The sequence below is a fragment of the Epibacterium sp. Ofav1-8 genome (genome assembly GCF_022348185.1).
Classification (GTDB): Bacteria; Pseudomonadota; Alphaproteobacteria; order Rhodobacterales; family Rhodobacteraceae; genus Epibacterium.
In genome coordinates, this window is sequence record NZ_JAKRFD010000003.1 from 230,832 (window position 1) to 246,680 (window position 15,849).

Sequence of the window (15,849 nt, forward strand, 5' to 3'; positions counted from 1 at the left end):
CCTTCCCCTCACTCCTGTAGCGTTGCTGGGAACAAGGAACGGTCTACGCTCTGCCACCAAGCGTCCTGGTTTTGACCCTCCGCTCCTATAAGCGTACTGCACAAAAACGGTAGTTCACGCCTTATAGCGACTGCAGGGGCGGGACCAAATGCTTCCGGCACTCGTTCGGTTTCTTCGACAAGCGAGCAAAATACCGGACTATCTGCAAAAAACGCGTCTGGCATAGTTTCGAGAGTTTCACGCATGCACACGCCACGCCCTGAAGCAGCAGTTTCGCAGGCCAAAGCCAGTTGCAGCAACATCTCGGCATCGTTGGCGTACCGTGCCTCAAAGCTTTGCATCTCGCGAGATCTACGAACCCAAGAAAACACAAATGCAGTCCTCATGGAGCCAACTTCAGGTTCGCTGGCTTCGGAAATCAAGTTCAGAGCCCGCCAGCGACCGCTTGCACAGTTGCTCACGTCAGGTGCAACAGTGCTAAAGCGCACATCCTTCATAAATTCATTGAATACGATCACATCGATATAACTCTCCAGATGTATTTGTGAGCTATCACACAGGTAGGCCTCACCATCAAATCCAGATTGCTTGTCACCTGCTTGTGCAGACGAAACCAGCATCAACACTCCAACAGAAAATGCTATCAATTCAACCATATCGTATCCCCTTTTAGAGTGATTTTGGCGCCGTTTATATCAATGTCACCGTTTGGTCGCAGGATGATTTCTGCATCACCGGCCCGCGAGATCATAGCGCCGTCAGACGCCAGCCGCAGGGGGCGGCGCTGATGGCCGTCCGGCTGGAACAGCGACAGCGCCACGCCAAAGACCGCAAAGGGTGCGGCATTGGTGTGGGGCAGGGCCAAGAGGCTGCCGTCGAGCCATACCAGCAGCGCGGCCATGGCCGTCAGCGCCGCGATGCGGGGCAGGATACGCGGCAGCACCGACCCGTGTGTGGCCACCAGCAGTTCCAGAAAGCCGGGTTTGTGACGAACGATCATGGCAGGTCTCCTTGGGATGTCGCCAGCAAAGCAGATCCCGCACCGATGGACGCGTCGTCGCGCGCCGGATCAGGTCCGGACTGCGACCCGGCGTGGCTCAGACCGTGCGGCGCATCGTCAGGGAGGTGGGGCGATCAAACCCGGCATGCGCAGTGGTCGCCACCTGCCTGAACCCCAGTCGGGCAAAGGCCGCGTGGTTCTCAACCAGTTCGACCCGCGTCTGCAAGTCCACCGCACTGAGGCCCAAGGCCCGCGCGCGCCTGACCGCATGCTCAATGAGATGACGTGCCAGCCCCTGTCCGCGCAGATCCTCGGACACCGCGAGCTTGCCGAGATACAGCACATCGGCGCGCGGTGTCAGCACCACCGAGGCAACCACGGGCGCGCCGATTGCCCAGACCTCGCCAGCCGCGGCTTGTGCGGCAAGCGCGTCCAACGTGAGATGGTGCATCGAGGAGGGCGGATCAATCCGCCCGTCCATATAGGCAAAGCTGCGCCGGATCAGGTCCAGAACCTCCTGCACGTGCGGGCTGTCCGGGGGGATCTGAACCGGCGTGACAGTCATGGCCGGATCAGAGCGCGCGCCAGCCGATGTCGCGGCGCACAAAGCCCTCGGGCCAGTCGATCTGATCCACCATCGCATAGGCGCGGTCGCGGGCCTCCGTGAGGCTGTCGCCGCGTGCCGTCACATTGAGCACCCGACCACCATTGGCGAGGATCTTGTCGCCCTCGGCCTTGGTGCCTGCGTGAAACACCATGTTCATGCTGTCCTCGGGCAGAGCGGCGAGGCCTTTGATCTCGCTGCCCTTCTGGTAGTCGCCGGGATAGCCATTTGCGGCCATCACCACGGTGATCGCGTGGTCCTCCGCCCAGTTGACGCGAGCGTCTGCAAGGCGGCCCTCGGCGGCGGCCTGCATCAGGTCCAGCGCCTGCGCGCCAAGGCGCATCATCAGCACCTGACATTCGGGATCACCAAAGCGGACGTTATATTCCACCAGACGCGGCTGACCGCCCTTAATCATCAGACCGGCATAAAGCACGCCCTGATAGGGCATGCCACGCTCGGCCATCACCCGCATGGTGGGTTTGACGATCTCTTCCATGGCTTTGGCCTCAACCTCGGCGCTCAGGATTGGGGCGGGTGAATAGGCCCCCATGCCGCCGGTATTGAGGCCAGTGTCGCCTTCGCCGACGCGCTTGTGGTCCTGTGCGGTGCCGATGGACAGGATTTCCTCGCCATCACAGAGCACAAAGAGCGACGCCTCTTCGCCTTCCATGAATTCCTCGATGACGACCTCTGCGCCCGCCCCGCCAAAGGCGCCGCCAAACATGTCGTCGATCGCATCGAGCGCGGTCTGCTCGTCCATCGCCACGATCACGCCCTTGCCAGCGGCCAGACCATCGGCCTTGACCACAATCGGCGCGCCATTTGCACGGACATGTGCCTTGGCGGCCTCGGCATCGGTGAAATGGCCATACCCCGCAGTGGGTGCATTGGCCGCGTCGCAAATCTCTTTGGTAAAGCTTTTGGAGGCCTCCAGCCGGGCGGCGGCCTCAGAGGGGCCAAAGACCAGAATACCCGCATCGCGCAGGCGGTCCGCCACACCAGCGGCCAGCGGGGCCTCGGGGCCGACGATCACAAAATCAATGGCGTTTTCCTCGGCAAAGGTCACAACCGCGCCGCCGTCATCGGCATTGAGGCTGGCGCAGTCCGCGATCTTGGCGATGCCCGCATTGCCCGGCGCCACGATAAGCCGGTCGCATTTCGGGTTCTGCATCACCGCCCAGGCAAGTGCATGTTCCCGCCCGCCGCTGCCGAGGATGAGGATATTCATGAGCCATTCTCCGATCTGCTTGGCCTTGGTTGATGCGCGTTCTATGCTGTGTGCGACGTATAAACAAGAACGCCCTTGCCGGGGTTTCCCTCCGGTGGCAGGTGTCAGAGCAGCCAGATCCAATCGCAGATCAAACCGGAGCCCGAAATTCCCATGTCCGACCTCCTTGATGATCCCTCTCCGGGCCAGAACGCACCAGAGTTTTCTGTCTCCGAGATCTCCGGCGAGATCAAACGCACACTGGAAGGCAGCTTTGGCCGCATCCGGGTGCGCGGCGAGGTCGGGCGGGTGTTCAAGGCACGCTCCGGGCATCTTTACTACGACATCAAGGATGACCGCTCGGTGCTGGCCTGCACCACGTGGAAAGGTCAGATTTCGGGCCTTTCCGTGGTGCCCGAAGAGGGGCTGGAGGTGGTTGTCACCGGGCGGCTCACGGCCTTTGGCGGGCAATCCAAGTACAATATGAACGTCGACGAGGTTGCGGTTGCGGGGCAGGGCGCGTTGATGGCGCTCTTGGAAAAACGCAAGGCGCAGCTGGCCTCCGAGGGGCTGTTTGCACCGGAGCGCAAGAAACCGCTGCCGTATCTGCCGCAGATCATCGGGGTGGTGACCTCGCCTTCGGGGGCGGTGATCCGCGACATTCTGCATCGGCTGCGGGACCGGTTTCCGCGCAAGGTTCTGGTCTGGCCCGTGGCGGTTCAGGGCAGCAATTGCGCGCCCGAGGTGGCCCGCGCCATCGACGGCTTCAACAGCCTCAGCCCCGGCGGGGCCTTGCCCCGGCCCGATCTGATTATCGTGGCCCGTGGGGGTGGCTCGATCGAGGATCTGTGGGGCTTTAACGAGGAAATCGTCGCCCGTGCGGTTGCCGCCAGTCAGATCCCGCTGATCTCTGCCGTCGGGCACGAGACGGACACGACGCTGATTGACTATGTCTCTGACCTGCGGGCGCCCACGCCAACGGCGGCGGCGGAACATGCGGTTCCGGTGCGGCTTGAACTCTTGGGATGGGTCGAAAACCAGAGCGCGCGCATGGCCAATGCCACCAGCCGCGCGGTGCAGCTGCGCCGCCAACGGCTGGGCGACGTGGCCCGCGCATTGCCGCGCCCGGATACGCTGCTGGAAACCCCGCGCCAGCGGCTGGACCGGGTGTCAGACCGTCTTCCCAATGCGCTGATTTCGGGCGTGCAGCGGCGCAAACTTACGCTCAGCGAGCGCGCAGCCTCTCTACGGCCTGCCACCCTGCGCAGCCTTGTTGAGGCACGCAAGGACCGTCTAAAGAACCTGTCGTCACGCCTCACGCTTCGCCCGATCCAGCAGGACACGGCGCGCAAACGCGACGCGCTCGACCGGATCAGCAAGCGCCTCAATGCCGCGCAAACCAGCCGGATTGAGCGCCACTCGGATCGCCTGTCGGCCACCGCGCGCCAGCTTGAAATCCTCAGCTACAAGGCCACCCTCAGCCGTGGCTATGCGGTGGTGCGCGATGGGGATGCGCTGGTCACCAATACGGCTGACGCGCGCACAGCGGCTGCGCTCTCCATCGAATTTGCGGATGGCACGGTGGAGATCGGCGCCAACGCAGCAACACCAAAGAAAACCGCGCCCAAACCAGCCGCGCCCAAGCCGCCCAAAACACCGGGCGAGCAGGGCTCGCTGTTCTGACGCCCCAACTCTTCTAACTCAAAATATCCCGGAGCGCGAGGCAGAGCCTCGCATCCCTCAGGGCCTCAGACCCCGACCTCCGGGCCGAGGCAGACCATCTCGTCACGGGGGCGTTTTTGTTCGGTCAGCGTCAGCGCCGGACCCGAGCCGCGTTCAATGGTGACGCTCAGGCCGCTGTCGTCGATCTGATAGCTCCAGCACTGTGCATCGGGGCGATCTTCATAGACAAAGCAGATATCGCCCGCCTGCATATACCATTCGCCCTCGATGCAGCGCCCATCGAGAAAGGACCAGATCACGCGCTGCCCCGGCAGGTAGCGCTCCGCCCCATAGGGTTGACCTTGCCAGTCAAAATGAATGGTGCGGCCCTGTGTGTAGCTGTCAAAACGCTCGGTATCAGCCGCGCTCAGCGGAGCGCCAGAGCTGAGGGACATGCCCAATGCGAGGGCAACTGCGATCCGTGAGGGTGAAACAAACATGTCCTCACCATGGCGCAGTTTCAGCGCCCGGCCAAGAGGGCACTGCGCGGCAAGGTGGCGCAAGGTCAGTTTTGACCTTCCACAACGCCCGGCGCAACCTGCCGTCAGATCGCAGGGGAGGCAACATATGACCGCAGACATGATTGGGCTGTTGGGGGCAGGGGTCTCTGCTCTGGGGTATCTCTGCCTGGTACATGCCCGGGAAAGCTGGGTGCGGTCTGCCCTAAAAACCGGTGCGGTTTTGATCCTGGCGCTGATGGCTGCCCTCAAGATGCCGCTGCTGGCTGTGGCGCTGGGGCTCTGTGCATTGGGCGATCTGGCCCTGTCGCGCCCGGGAGAGCGCGCGTTTCGGGCAGGTGTTGCCAGTTTCGCCGCTGGGCATCTGGCCTATGTCTGGCTGTTTCTGTCGCTGCCGGGGTCAGACACTATGCGGCTGGCAACTGCGCCCATGCTCTGGGCCGTACTGTTGCTGTTCCTGATCGCAATAGGGATGGCGCGGATGCTGGCGCGTCATGCGGGCGAGATGCGTGTGGCGGTGCTTTTGTATGTGCCAGTGATCGTTGCGATGGCGCTGGCGGGGTTCACCTTGCCCCAGCCACTGATTTGGGGCGCGGCGGTGATGTTCATGCTGTCCGATATGGTTCTGGCGGTGGAGACCTTTGTGCTGCCACCCGCGCACCCCGCACGCCGCTTGACCGCACCAACGGTCTGGGTGCTCTACTGGGGGGCGCAGGCGCTGTTTTTCGCGGTGCTTCTCTTGTGAAACATCTCATTGCGCTTTGCATCCCGCGTCAAAGCGCATTAGGTGAAGGTCAAACGACCCTGCGGAGACCCAGATGGCGCTTTTTTCAAAGCTCAAGGAACGGTTGCTGAAATCCTCATCCCGCCTCGGCAAGGAGGTGGATGCGATTGTTGAAGAGGGGGCCGTGACCCCGGACCCCGCAGCGGAGACCACCCCGGACCCCGCGCCTGTTGAAAAGACGCAGCCTTCGGCAGAGACGACACCAGCTCCGGCCGATGCAGGCCCCGCCGACACACCGGCGGCAGGGGCGTCCACCGCTGCACCTGCCCCCATCGTTCCGCCCGCCCCTGCACCGCAGGCGGAGGCATCCAGACCGGGCCTATTGGGTCGGCTCATGGGGCGCGGCAAAGCGTCCGAGCCGCGTCGGGTGCTGGATGACGATATGCTGGAAAGCCTCGAGGAGATGCTGATTGCCTCCGATATGGGGGTCGATACCGCGTTGCGGGTGACCGCCAATATCGCCGAAGGCCGCATGGGCCGCCGGGTGTCGGGCCGCGAGATCCGAGAGCTTCTGGCGCAGGAAATCGCCCGCGTGATGGAGCCTGTGGCACGTCCGATGCCACTTTATCCGTCCAAGCCGCAGGTGGTACTGGTGGTCGGCGTCAATGGTTCTGGCAAGACCACCACCATCGGCAAGCTCGCCAGCCAGTTCCGCGCGGCAGGGAAAACCGTGGTGATTGCCGCAGGTGATACATTCCGCGCCGCCGCCGTGGAGCAACTGCAAGTCTGGGGAGACCGCGCCGGTGTACCGGTGCTGACCGCGCCCGAAGGATCAGATCCCGCGAGTCTTGCTTTTGATGCGATGACCAAGGCTGAGGCCGATGGTGCGGATCTCTTGATGATCGACACCGCCGGACGTCTGCAAAACCGCGCCGACCTGATGGAAGAGCTGGCAAAGATCGTGCGTGTCATTCGCAAAAAAGATCCCGAAGCCCCACACAACACGCTCCTGGTGCTGGATGCCACCACCGGGCAAAACGCGCTGTCACAGGTGGAAACCTTCCGCCAGCTTGCGGATGTTTCGGGGCTGGTGATGACCAAACTCGACGGCACCGCCAAGGGCGGCGTTCTGGTGGCGCTTGCGGATAAATTCGGCCTGCCGATCCATGCCATTGGCGTGGGCGAGCAAATTGACGATCTTTCGCCCTTTGACCCCGAGGAGTTCGCCGCCGCGCTCACCGGGCTCGAAGACGGGGTTTGAAGACGGGGCTTGAAAACGGGACCTGAGGATCGAAGCTCAATGCCGGGTCATCCATCTCTCCACATGGCGCAGCGCAAACAGCACCGTGAGGACAATTGCGGTAGCCATCGCCGCCAGCGGCATCTGACCCGCGCCGCAGCCCAAACCGATCGCGCCTGCAAGCCAGAGCGAGGCCCCGGTGGTGACATTGCGCACCCGGTCCCCGGCGGTGAAGATCAGGCCCGCTGCAAGAAAGGCCACCCCGGCAGTCACCGCCTCGATCATGCGCAGGGGATCGTTGCGCTGGGCGTCTGCGCCAAAATCCAGCGCGGCAATCTCGCGCCCCAGCACCACAAAGAGGCAGGCCGCGACGGCGACCAGAATATGGGTTCTGAGCCCTGCGGGTTTGTCGAGCATCTCCCGCTCCAACCCCACCAGCGCCGCCAATGCACTGGCCGCGAGCAGCCGGGCCAGCGCCACCGGCGCGGGCACCACGGAAAAGGTGCTGGTGAATTCACTGGTGATCTGCTGGATGGCGGTGTCGAACATGATGCCCCGATTGTCTGTGATGAACAGTCAACGTGCGCAGTGCGGCAGGGTTCCCGATTTTCTTCATTCCATCATTTGAGACCTTGTATTGAAAAGGACCGTATATGCTGAGCGACTGGCTGATTTCCCTGGAAGGCACCGAGGCAGGCCATCAGGCGGCACTGATCCTGGCGGTGTCGGCGGCCTTTCTGCACGCGGTCTTTGGCGCGCTGCAAAAGGGGCGGCATGATCCATGGCTGTCGCGCGGGGCGATTGATGCCTCTTATGCGGTGATGGCGGCACCGTTTGCGCTGTTTGTGGTGCCCTGGCCGGAGCCGCATATGTGGCTGATTTTCCTCGGCGTTTGGGTAATCCACGTGATCTACAAAGTGTTGCAGGCGATGGCCTATACCAAAGGCGCCTACACGGTGGTCTACCCGGTGGTCCGTGGCACCGGGCCGCTGTTTGCGGTGATCGGGGCCTATTGGCTGTTTGGCGAGACCTTCACGCTGGTGCAGTGGCTTGGTGTGGGCGTGCTGCTCGCGGGGATTTTTGGCCTTGCGGTTTATAACTTCATCTTCCTTGTGACCGCGCGTGAAACCCTCGGGATTGCGTTGCTGCTTGCGGTGGCAACGGGGCTGTTTGTGGCGCTTTACACGACCTACGACGCCTATGGCATTCGGGCGACTGCCGATCCTTTCACCTTTCTGGCGTGGTTCTTCATGATCGATGGGGTCACCATGCCGATCTACGCCTATTGGCGCTGGCATCGGCTGGGCGCGGAGCGGCCCACGGTGGGCCCTTTGATGGTGCGCGGGTTCTTCGGCGGGCTGGTGGCCTTTGCCTCCTTCGGGTCGGTGATGCTGGCCACCCGGCTTGACAAGGTGGGCGAGGCGGCGGTCCTGCGCGAGACATCGACGGTCTTTGCCGCAATCATCGGCTGGCTGGTGCTGAAGGAAACCGTCGGCCCCCGCCGCATCGCGCTGATGGCGCTGATTGCGGCCGGTGCGGTGATTGTTGAAATGGGGGGCTGAGGGTGCCATCTGACAGGAATGAACTGGGACATGAGAGGCCATCTATGAGCGAACAGACAAGCGATGCATCCACTGGTGAGGCGCGCAAGATCAGCCCCTTGGTGAAGAACCTGCTGGAGTTCGGCCCGGTGGTGCTGTTCTTCGTCGCCTATCTGCGGCTCAAGGATCAGGCGTTTGAGATCGGCGGCACCTCTTATGAGGGGTTCATCGTGGTCACCGCCGGCTTTGTGCCGCTGATGGTGCTGTCGACGCTGATCCTGTGGAAGCTGACCGGCAAGCTGTCGAAGATGCAGGTGATGACGCTGGTGCTGATCGTGGTGTTTGGCGGGCTGTCGGTCTGGTTCAACGACGAGCGGTTCTTCAAGATGAAGCCGACGATGATCTACCTGCTGTTTGGCGGCATGTTGGGCGTGGGGCTGTTGCGGGGGCAGAGCTACCTGCGGGTGGTCATGGAGGAAATGATGCCGCTTCAGGACGAGGGGTGGATGATCCTCACCCGCCGCCTCTGTGCGTTCTTCTTTGGGCTGGCCGTGGCCAATGAGGTCATCTGGCGGATGATGAGCACCGAGACCTGGGTTTATTTCAAGACCTTTGGCCTCACGGCGGCCATGTTCCTGTTCTTCATGACGCAGGCGAAGCTGTTTCAGACCTACGGTATCGAAGAGGAAAGTGAGGCTGAGTGAGCGCGCACGCGGCGCTTGCTTTCAGCTGAAACGCGACCCGGTTTAAGGGTTTGCGCTGCGCTTCGCGCATCGCCGGGGGGCGTGAGCCGCGCCTTTCAGGCGCGGCTCACGCCCGGCCCAACGCTTTTGGTGCAGCCTTTGGCTGTCGCGGAAAGGGGCGGGAGGACACCCGCCTTTGCAGGAACAGGAGTGAGTCTGGGGAGGGTCAGATCCGCTGCCAGATCGGCATCGGGCTTGGCTGCGGGCGCAGGCTCAGCAGGCGTGACCACCGCCGCGCGGGCACCTCTGGCAGCACTTGCTGCATCAAGGGTAGGGGCGTGCGTTCCGGCTGACGCAGCAGACGCTTGTACAGACGAAGCGCTCCAGGGCGCATGTAGGACGACCAGTGGCACACCCGCCGCTCGGGCAGGCCGATGGAATGGCCCATCTGCGCCAGATGCTCCAGCGTATCGAGGCAATCGAGTTGCAGGGTCACCGCATTCGGGGCCTCAAACCCCTGACCAATGGCGCGATCGCCGCGTTCGGGCGACCGGGTCAGGGTCTCGAACATAAAATCAAACGCATCGTTCTCGCGGCTGGTGACGTTGAAAAACTCTGCCCCGCGTCCGGCCGGTGTCGCCAGCGCCGCTGCCGCTCGGCTCTGATAGCTGGCGCCGGTCAAGGAGATCACCCGTCCCACGGCACCGGCGGGCAGCCAGTGAAGGGCCTCCAGTGCCACCTCGGCCCCCAGAGAATGCCCGATGATATGGATGTCGCGGGCGGGGGCTTGTGCGTGCAGGCTGCGCACCACCTGTGCCAAGGCCCGTCCCGCTGCCAAGGCGCGTGCCTGCGCCGAGGCCAGCGTGCCTCTGGCGTCCCAGCCAAACGCCACCGCGAGCCCCTCGTCCCTGCGGCCAAGGCCAAAGCCGAGCTGACGTGGCCAGGACGGCGCGCGCCACGGCATATGCTGTGGATCAAGCGACAGGATGTGGCGATGCGGGCAGTGGTTGGGATTGCCGGGCTGGTATTTATAGCCATGCACCATGATCACCACCGGCCCCGGCACATCTGCCAATCGCGCGATACCATCGTCAAACGACCTGAGCCGGGCATGAAGCACCGGCGTCTCACCCACTGCATTAATACGGATCACTGCCATCACAGGCCCCCAAAGCCATGATTTTTCCTATCCGGTAGCGGCTTGCGGTGACGGGAAGGTGACGGCTGGGTAACGATGAGGTGACGGCCATGAGCTGCGGCCAAGAGGTCATATACCACGTCGCGGCGGACCCGGTCGATCTGGACGAGCGCCTGCCGGGACGCTTGGCGGTGGCGGACCCTTTTGAGCAGCTGGTTGAAGCATTCAGCCCATGCAGGCAGTGCGTCTTGTCTTGGAATAGGCCGACGGTGGAAAGAAGATTGCCGTGACCGTTTGCAAAAAGGCTGGACTTGACGTCAGGGACGCTCGGGAGTACCACATTCCGCAATGTTGCGCGGGATCTGCGCAATGTTGCATCGTGGCGATTTGTTTACCGGATTGCGGGCCACGTAAAAAAGCCGCTAAAGAGGTCAGGACGACGGGACTCCCTTTCGCTTGGCCGAACGGGAGTTTTTTTATGCGCGGCCCGCAAGAGAGCGGCGGTGACCGGCGGAGGCGATACGATGACTGAGACCTGGAACAAACGCACCAAACTGGTTCACGGCGGCACCCGGCGCAGCCAGTACAACGAGGTCAGCGAGGCGATATTCCTGACCCAGGGGTTTGTCTACGACAGTGCAGAGCAGGCAGAGGCGCGGTTTATCGAGACCGGCCCGGATGAGTTCATCTATGCCCGCTATGGCAACCCCACCGTTGCGATGTTTGAGGAACGTATCGCGCTGCTCGAAGGGGCGGAGGACGCTTTTGCCTCTGCATCCGGCATGGCTGCGGTCAATGGCGCGCTGACCTCGATCCTGAAGGCGGGCGATCATGTGGTGTCTGCCAAGGCGCTGTTTGGGTCCTGTCTCTATATTCTCGAGAGCATCCTGACCCGCTATGGGGTTGAGGTGACATTTGTTGATGGCACCGATCTGGACGCATGGCGTGCGGCCGTGCGCGCGGATACCAAGGCGGTGTTCTTTGAGAGCATGTCGAACCCGACGCTTGAGGTGATCGACATCAAAGGCGTCGCCGAAATTGCCCATGCGGTCGGCGCCACAGTCGTGGTCGACAATGTGTTCTCCACGCCGGTGTTTTCCAACGCCATCGAACAGGGGGCGGATGTGGTGGTTTATTCGGCCACCAAACATATCGACGGGCAGGGGCGCGCGCTGGGGGGCGTGGTGCTGGGCAGCAAGGATTACATCCGCGGCACGCTGGAGCCTTACATGAAACACACCGGCGGCTCGCTCAGCCCGTTTCATGCCTGGATGTTCGTCAAAGGACTGGAAACCATTGACCTGCGGGTCAATGCACAGGCCGCAAGCGCGTTGCAGATCGCCGAGGCGCTGGACGGGCATCCAGCCCTGGCGCGCACCATCTATCCGGGTCTGAAGACCCATGCGCAGAATGATCTGGTGCAGCGGCAATTGGGCGGCAAGGGCGGCACGGTGCTGTCACTGGATATCAAGGGCGGCAAGGACGCGGCCTTTGCCTTCCTCAATGCGCTGACGATCCCGGTGATTTCCAACAATCTGGGCGATGCGAAATCCATCGCCACCCATCCGGCCACCACCACCCACCAGCGCCTGTCCGAAGATCAGCGCGCCGAACTTGGGATCACCGACGGGCTGGTACGCTTCTCGGTGGGCCTTGAGGATGCGGACGACCTGATCGCGGATGTAAATCAGGCGCTTGCGGCGATCAGCTGACTTGCCTTGAACCTGCCGCAGCAGAACCTGAGCGCTCTGCTGCGGACCCATCGCGGGGCGGGAAAGCACGGTGCAAAAGGTCAGATCAGAGACCTTTAGTGGCGTTTTTAGGTGATCTGTTTTGTGTTTCCTGCCGTACTACCCTAGATAATTGCGGGCAGGCGCTTTGCTGCTGGGACAGGAGTACGGGTTTATGAATATCCATTCTCGTGATGTGAACGACACGCCGGATCGGTCGGAGGCCGAAGAGGCATTGGCCGTGCTGCGGCGCTGGGCCGGTGGTGCCAGCGAGACCGAAGTGGCGCAGCTCGACCCGGCGATCGCACGGTTGCTGCCGAACCGGGAAGTGCCGAACTATCCGGATCTGAAGCGCCAGTACCCGGAAGAATTCGACGCATCCGAGACCTATCGCGCGACGTTGCCGGATCTGCAAAACGGCCCGTCCAGCCTGATCCGGGGCGCAAAAGAGCAGATCCAGCACGTCGGTATTTCCAATTTCCGCTTGCCGATCCGCTTTCATACCCGCGACAACGGGGATCTGACGCTTGAAACCAGCGTGACCGGCACCGTGAGCCTTGATGCCGAGAAAAAGGGCATCAACATGTCCCGCATCATGCGCAGCTTTTACAAACATGCGGAAAAAGTGTTCTCCTTTGATGTGATGGAGGCGGCACTTGAGGACTACCTCAGTGATCTTGACAGCGGCGATGCGCGGCTTCAGATGCGGTTTTCCTTTCCGGTGAAGGTGGAGAGCCTGCGTTCGGGTCTGTCGGGCTATCAGTATTACGACGTGGCGCTGGAGCTGGTGCAGATCGCCGGGCAACGTCATCGCATCGTGCATCTGGATTACGTGTACTCCTCCACCTGTCCCTGTTCGCTCGAACTCTCAGAGCATGCGCGTCAGGCACGTGGGCAGTTGGCGACACCGCATTCGCAGCGCTCGGTTGCGCGGATTTCCGTGCAAATGGAACAGGATAGCGGCTGCCTGTGGTTCGAGGACCTGATCGACCACTGTCGTCGTGCAGTGCCGACAGAGACGCAGGTGATGGTCAAACGCGAGGATGAGCAGGCCTTTGCGGAGCTGAATGCGGCCAATCCGATCTTTGTCGAAGATGCCGCACGGCTGTTCTGTGAGGCGCTGCAAAGCGACGCGCGCGTGGGCGATTTCCGGGTGGTGGCGAGCCATCAGGAAAGCCTGCACAGCCATGACGCGGTCTCGGTGCTGACACAGGGGACGATGTTTGCCGCACCAAGCCTTGACCCGCAGCTGTTTTCGACCCTGATCCATCGCGGTTGACGCGATCAATGCGAGGGGCGCTGCCCCTCGCGCTCCCCGAGATATTTATAAGAAGATGAAGACAAGCCCCCTTGATCGGAGGTCGGGTGCCGGTTTTTGCCGCATCGCGGCATTTTTGCTGCTGTTGCGAAGGAAAATCATGTTAGCGTGAGTCGTGAGGGGGCGCTTGCGTCAGTCAAGCGGGCGCCTGGCCTGTTTGAATGCGACAATGACCGACCTTGAGGAGCTCACATGATCCGGTTTGAAGGTTTCAAAGACATTCCCACAACGCCGCAGGCTTGGGCAGGCTATGCCTTTGGGCGGCAGGTAAAGATGATGCGCGCCATGGCGACATGGGCGGCCGAGGCGCCGCAGCACCAGTTGCATATGGCGCAGGTAATGCTGAAGGCGCAACAGGAGTGGATCAGCGGGATGCATGGCCCTGCTGCTGCGGCTGAAGGGGCCGCGGGTACGCAGGCCACCGCTGCGGCCAAGACAGCCACAGCCCCGCGCAAGCCGGCAGCCCGCAAGCCCGCCACGCGAAAGGCAGCGCCAAAACCCTCTCCCGCCAAGGCAGCGGTTCAGAAAGCACCGGCCAAGACCCTGACGGCACAGGCGACACCGGCGACACCGGCGCGCAAGGCCGCGTCGCCCGCCAAAACCTCGCAACCTGCACGTCCTGCGCAAGCGGCACGTGTCAGCGCTGGCACACCGGAGGCGGCAAAGCCCGCGACCAAATCGACAGGCCCGCAGGCCACTGCGCCGGCAAAAACAAAGACCGCTCAGCCGGTTCGGGAGGCACGCCCCGCGACCCCGGAGCAGAGCAAAGCTGCGCCGCGCCGGCGTCCGCGCTCGCCCTCGACTCCGCCGGAGATGCCGGGGCCGAAAACCGGTAAAGATGGGACAAAGCGCGAGTCGTGATCGCTTTGTCTTGACAGTCTGAGCAGGGGTTGCCAACGCTGCGCCTCATGTTGGATCTGCGCCCCATCGGATATGTCATCGGCCTGCTCGTTACCATTCTGGGCGGGATGATGGTCTTTCCACTTCTCCTTGACCTCTATGATGGCAAGGGGGAGTGGCCGGTGTTTTTGGAAAGCGCCGTGATCTGCCTTTTGGCGGGGGGGTGTCTGGCCCTGACCTGCGCCAATGGCATCGGGCGGGGGCTGTCGATCCGCCAGACCTTCCTGCTAACCACGCTGGTGTGGGTGGCGCTGCCGTTCTTTGGGGCAATCCCGTTGATGCTGGGCGCGACGGAACTGAGTTTCACCGATGCGTTCTTTGAGGCGATGTCGGGGCTGACCACCACCGGCTCCACCGTGATCTCCGGTCTGGACGATCTGCCGCGCGGGCTGTTGCTGTGGCGCGGAATCCTGCAATGGCTGGGGGGCATCGGCATCATTGTGGTGGCCATGGTGTTCCTGCCCGAGCTGCGGGTCGGCGGCATGCAGATCTTCAAGTCCGAAGCCTTTGACACCATGGGGAAAATCCTGCCGCGCGCGCAGGAGATCGCCAAGCAGATCTCGGTCATCTATCTGGTGCTGACCATGGTCTGTGCGCTGGTCTATACCGTTTTGGGGATGGGGCCGTTCGATGCGTTGGTGCATGCGATGACAACCACGTCCACCGGCGGGTTTTCCAACTACGACGCATCCTTCGGGACGTTCTCCGGCCCGGCGGAATATGCGGCCTCGTTCTTCATGGTGGCGGCGGCGCTGCCGTTCGTGCGCTATGTGCAGATGGTGAATGGCCAGATGACGCCCCTGTTCCGGGACAGTCAGATCCAGACTTTCCTGGCCACCATTGCCGTATTGGTCCTGGTTTCGGCCGCGGTCCTTGTGACTATCTTCCCGCACCATCCCGAGCAAGCCGTGCGCGAAGCCTTGTTCAATATCATCTCCATCATGTCAGGCACCGGCTATGCCAGCGTGGACTACATGCAATGGGGCGCGTTTCTGATCATGATCTTCTTCTTCATCGGCCTGATCGGGGGCTGTGCGGGCTCGACGGCCTGTTCGGTGAAGATCTTCCGCTACCAGCTGCTCTTTGCCTCGATCCGGGTGCAGGTGCAGCGGATCCGCTCGCCCAACGGGGTGTTTGTGCCTCGCTACGAGGGGCGGCCGGTGACGCCGGATGTGCTGAGCTCGGTGATCTCCTTCTTTATGTTTTTCGTCATCACGCTGGGCATTGTCGCCTGGGCGCTGGCGCTGACGGGGCTGGATTTCATCACCGCCATTTCCGGTGCGGCAACCGCTGTGGCCAATATCGGCCCGGGTCTGGGCGATATAATCGGGCCTGCGGGCAATTTTGCGCCGCTCAACGACACCGCCAAGTGGATCCTGGCCATTGCCATGCTGATCGGGCGGCTGGAGCTGATGGCGGTTTATGCGATCCTGACGGTTCGTTTCTGGCGCAGCTAGTTCCGCTTGGGGCTGATGCTTGCGCAAAACACCAGCTGCCTTGAAATAAAGGGCAGGTCCGTCTTGCCCTTGGCTGGTTGCTCGCCTAAGAACGCGCGAACCCTTAACCCCGCAAGCGGAGGGA

16 protein-coding genes and 1 riboswitch are annotated in these 15,849 nt (G+C 62.3%); of the genes, 9 read left to right on the forward strand and 7 right to left on the reverse strand.

Annotation, left to right across the window (positions count from 1 at the left end):
* Window positions 1-8: 8 nt before the first annotated feature.
* The 4 genes from MHM97_RS06370 to purD all read right to left on the reverse strand — a co-directional run bounded on the left by MHM97_RS06370 (window position 9) and on the right by purD (window position 2,835).
* Window positions 9-656 carry a hypothetical protein gene (locus MHM97_RS06370; protein WP_239320862.1) on the reverse strand — a complete coding sequence of 216 codons (648 nt, stop codon included), beginning with the start codon at window positions 654-656 and terminating at the stop codon, window positions 9-11.
* A complete protein-coding gene (locus MHM97_RS06375; RefSeq protein ID WP_239320865.1) occupies window positions 644-1,000 on the reverse strand; it encodes a bestrophin family protein in 357 nt (118 codons plus the stop codon). Before MHM97_RS06375 ends, MHM97_RS06370 begins: the two co-directional genes overlap by 13 nt.
* Before the next feature lie 97 nt (window positions 1,001-1,097).
* On the reverse strand, window positions 1,098-1,565 hold the full coding sequence (locus MHM97_RS06380; protein ID WP_239320868.1) for a GNAT family N-acetyltransferase: 468 nt from the start codon (window positions 1,563-1,565) through the stop codon (window positions 1,098-1,100).
* A 7-nt stretch (window positions 1,566-1,572) separates the two neighbouring features.
* Complete coding sequence (gene purD, locus MHM97_RS06385; protein ID WP_239320870.1) at window positions 1,573-2,835, reverse strand: phosphoribosylamine--glycine ligase; 1,263 nt, start codon at window positions 2,833-2,835, stop codon at window positions 1,573-1,575.
* Window positions 2,836-2,988: 153 nt separating this feature from the next.
* Here purD and xseA point away from each other — a divergent pair, with 153 nt between their 5' ends.
* The gene (xseA, locus tag MHM97_RS06390) at window positions 2,989-4,497 is read left to right on the forward strand and encodes an exodeoxyribonuclease VII large subunit (RefSeq protein ID WP_239320872.1); all 1,509 of its coding nucleotides are present in this window, start codon (window positions 2,989-2,991) and stop codon (window positions 4,495-4,497) included.
* Window positions 4,498-4,562: 65 nt separating this feature from the next.
* On the opposite strand, the gene MHM97_RS06395 is transcribed toward xseA, so the two are convergent.
* A complete protein-coding gene (locus tag MHM97_RS06395) occupies window positions 4,563-4,976 on the reverse strand; it encodes a hypothetical protein (RefSeq protein ID WP_239320874.1) in 414 nt (137 codons plus the stop codon).
* Window positions 4,977-5,103: 127 nt separating this feature from the next.
* On the opposite strand from MHM97_RS06395, the gene MHM97_RS06400 reads away from it, so the two are divergent.
* Window positions 5,104-5,739, forward strand: a complete 636-nt coding sequence (locus MHM97_RS06400) for a lysoplasmalogenase (RefSeq protein WP_239320877.1) — start codon at window positions 5,104-5,106, stop codon at window positions 5,737-5,739.
* A gap of 73 nt (window positions 5,740-5,812) precedes the next feature.
* Window positions 5,813-6,979: a signal recognition particle-docking protein FtsY gene (ftsY, locus tag MHM97_RS06405; protein WP_239320880.1), complete on the forward strand. Its 1,167-nt coding sequence runs from the start codon at window positions 5,813-5,815 to the stop codon at window positions 6,977-6,979.
* Window positions 6,980-7,015: 36 nt separating this feature from the next.
* Here the strand turns inward: ftsY and MHM97_RS06410 are convergent, their stop codons facing one another.
* Complete coding sequence (locus MHM97_RS06410; RefSeq protein WP_239320882.1) at window positions 7,016-7,507, reverse strand: MgtC/SapB family protein; 492 nt, start codon at window positions 7,505-7,507, stop codon at window positions 7,016-7,018.
* Between the two features lie 107 nt (window positions 7,508-7,614).
* Between MHM97_RS06410 and MHM97_RS06415 the strand changes: the two genes are divergently transcribed.
* Complete coding sequence (locus MHM97_RS06415) at window positions 7,615-8,520, forward strand: DMT family transporter (protein ID WP_239321408.1); 906 nt, start codon at window positions 7,615-7,617, stop codon at window positions 8,518-8,520.
* Window positions 8,521-8,564: 44 nt separating this feature from the next.
* On the forward strand, window positions 8,565-9,203 hold the full coding sequence (locus MHM97_RS06420) for an inner membrane-spanning protein YciB (protein WP_239320885.1): 639 nt from the start codon (window positions 8,565-8,567) through the stop codon (window positions 9,201-9,203).
* A 205-nt stretch (window positions 9,204-9,408) separates the two neighbouring features.
* Here MHM97_RS06420 and MHM97_RS06425 read toward each other — a convergent pair whose 3' ends face one another.
* Window positions 9,409-10,341: an alpha/beta hydrolase gene (locus tag MHM97_RS06425; RefSeq protein WP_239320887.1), complete on the reverse strand. Its 933-nt coding sequence runs from the start codon at window positions 10,339-10,341 to the stop codon at window positions 9,409-9,411.
* 348 nt (window positions 10,342-10,689) lie between these two features.
* Window positions 10,690-10,767, forward strand: a riboswitch (SAM riboswitch).
* A gap of 77 nt (window positions 10,768-10,844) precedes the next feature.
* On the opposite strand from MHM97_RS06425, the gene metZ reads away from it, so the two are divergent.
* From metZ to MHM97_RS06445, 4 genes are all read left to right on the forward strand, one after another.
* The gene (gene metZ, locus MHM97_RS06430; protein ID WP_239320890.1) at window positions 10,845-12,032 is read left to right on the forward strand and encodes an O-succinylhomoserine sulfhydrylase; all 1,188 of its coding nucleotides are present in this window, start codon (window positions 10,845-10,847) and stop codon (window positions 12,030-12,032) included.
* 193 nt (window positions 12,033-12,225) lie between these two features.
* Window positions 12,226-13,329: a GTP cyclohydrolase FolE2 gene (gene folE2 / locus MHM97_RS06435; protein ID WP_239320893.1), complete on the forward strand. Its 1,104-nt coding sequence runs from the start codon at window positions 12,226-12,228 to the stop codon at window positions 13,327-13,329.
* A 231-nt stretch (window positions 13,330-13,560) separates the two neighbouring features.
* The gene (locus MHM97_RS06440) at window positions 13,561-14,229 is read left to right on the forward strand and encodes a hypothetical protein (protein WP_239320896.1); all 669 of its coding nucleotides are present in this window, start codon (window positions 13,561-13,563) and stop codon (window positions 14,227-14,229) included.
* Window positions 14,230-14,276: 47 nt separating this feature from the next.
* Window positions 14,277-15,725 carry a TrkH family potassium uptake protein gene (locus MHM97_RS06445; RefSeq protein WP_239320899.1) on the forward strand — a complete coding sequence of 483 codons (1,449 nt, stop codon included), beginning with the start codon at window positions 14,277-14,279 and terminating at the stop codon, window positions 15,723-15,725.
* Window positions 15,726-15,849: the final 124 nt, after the last annotated feature.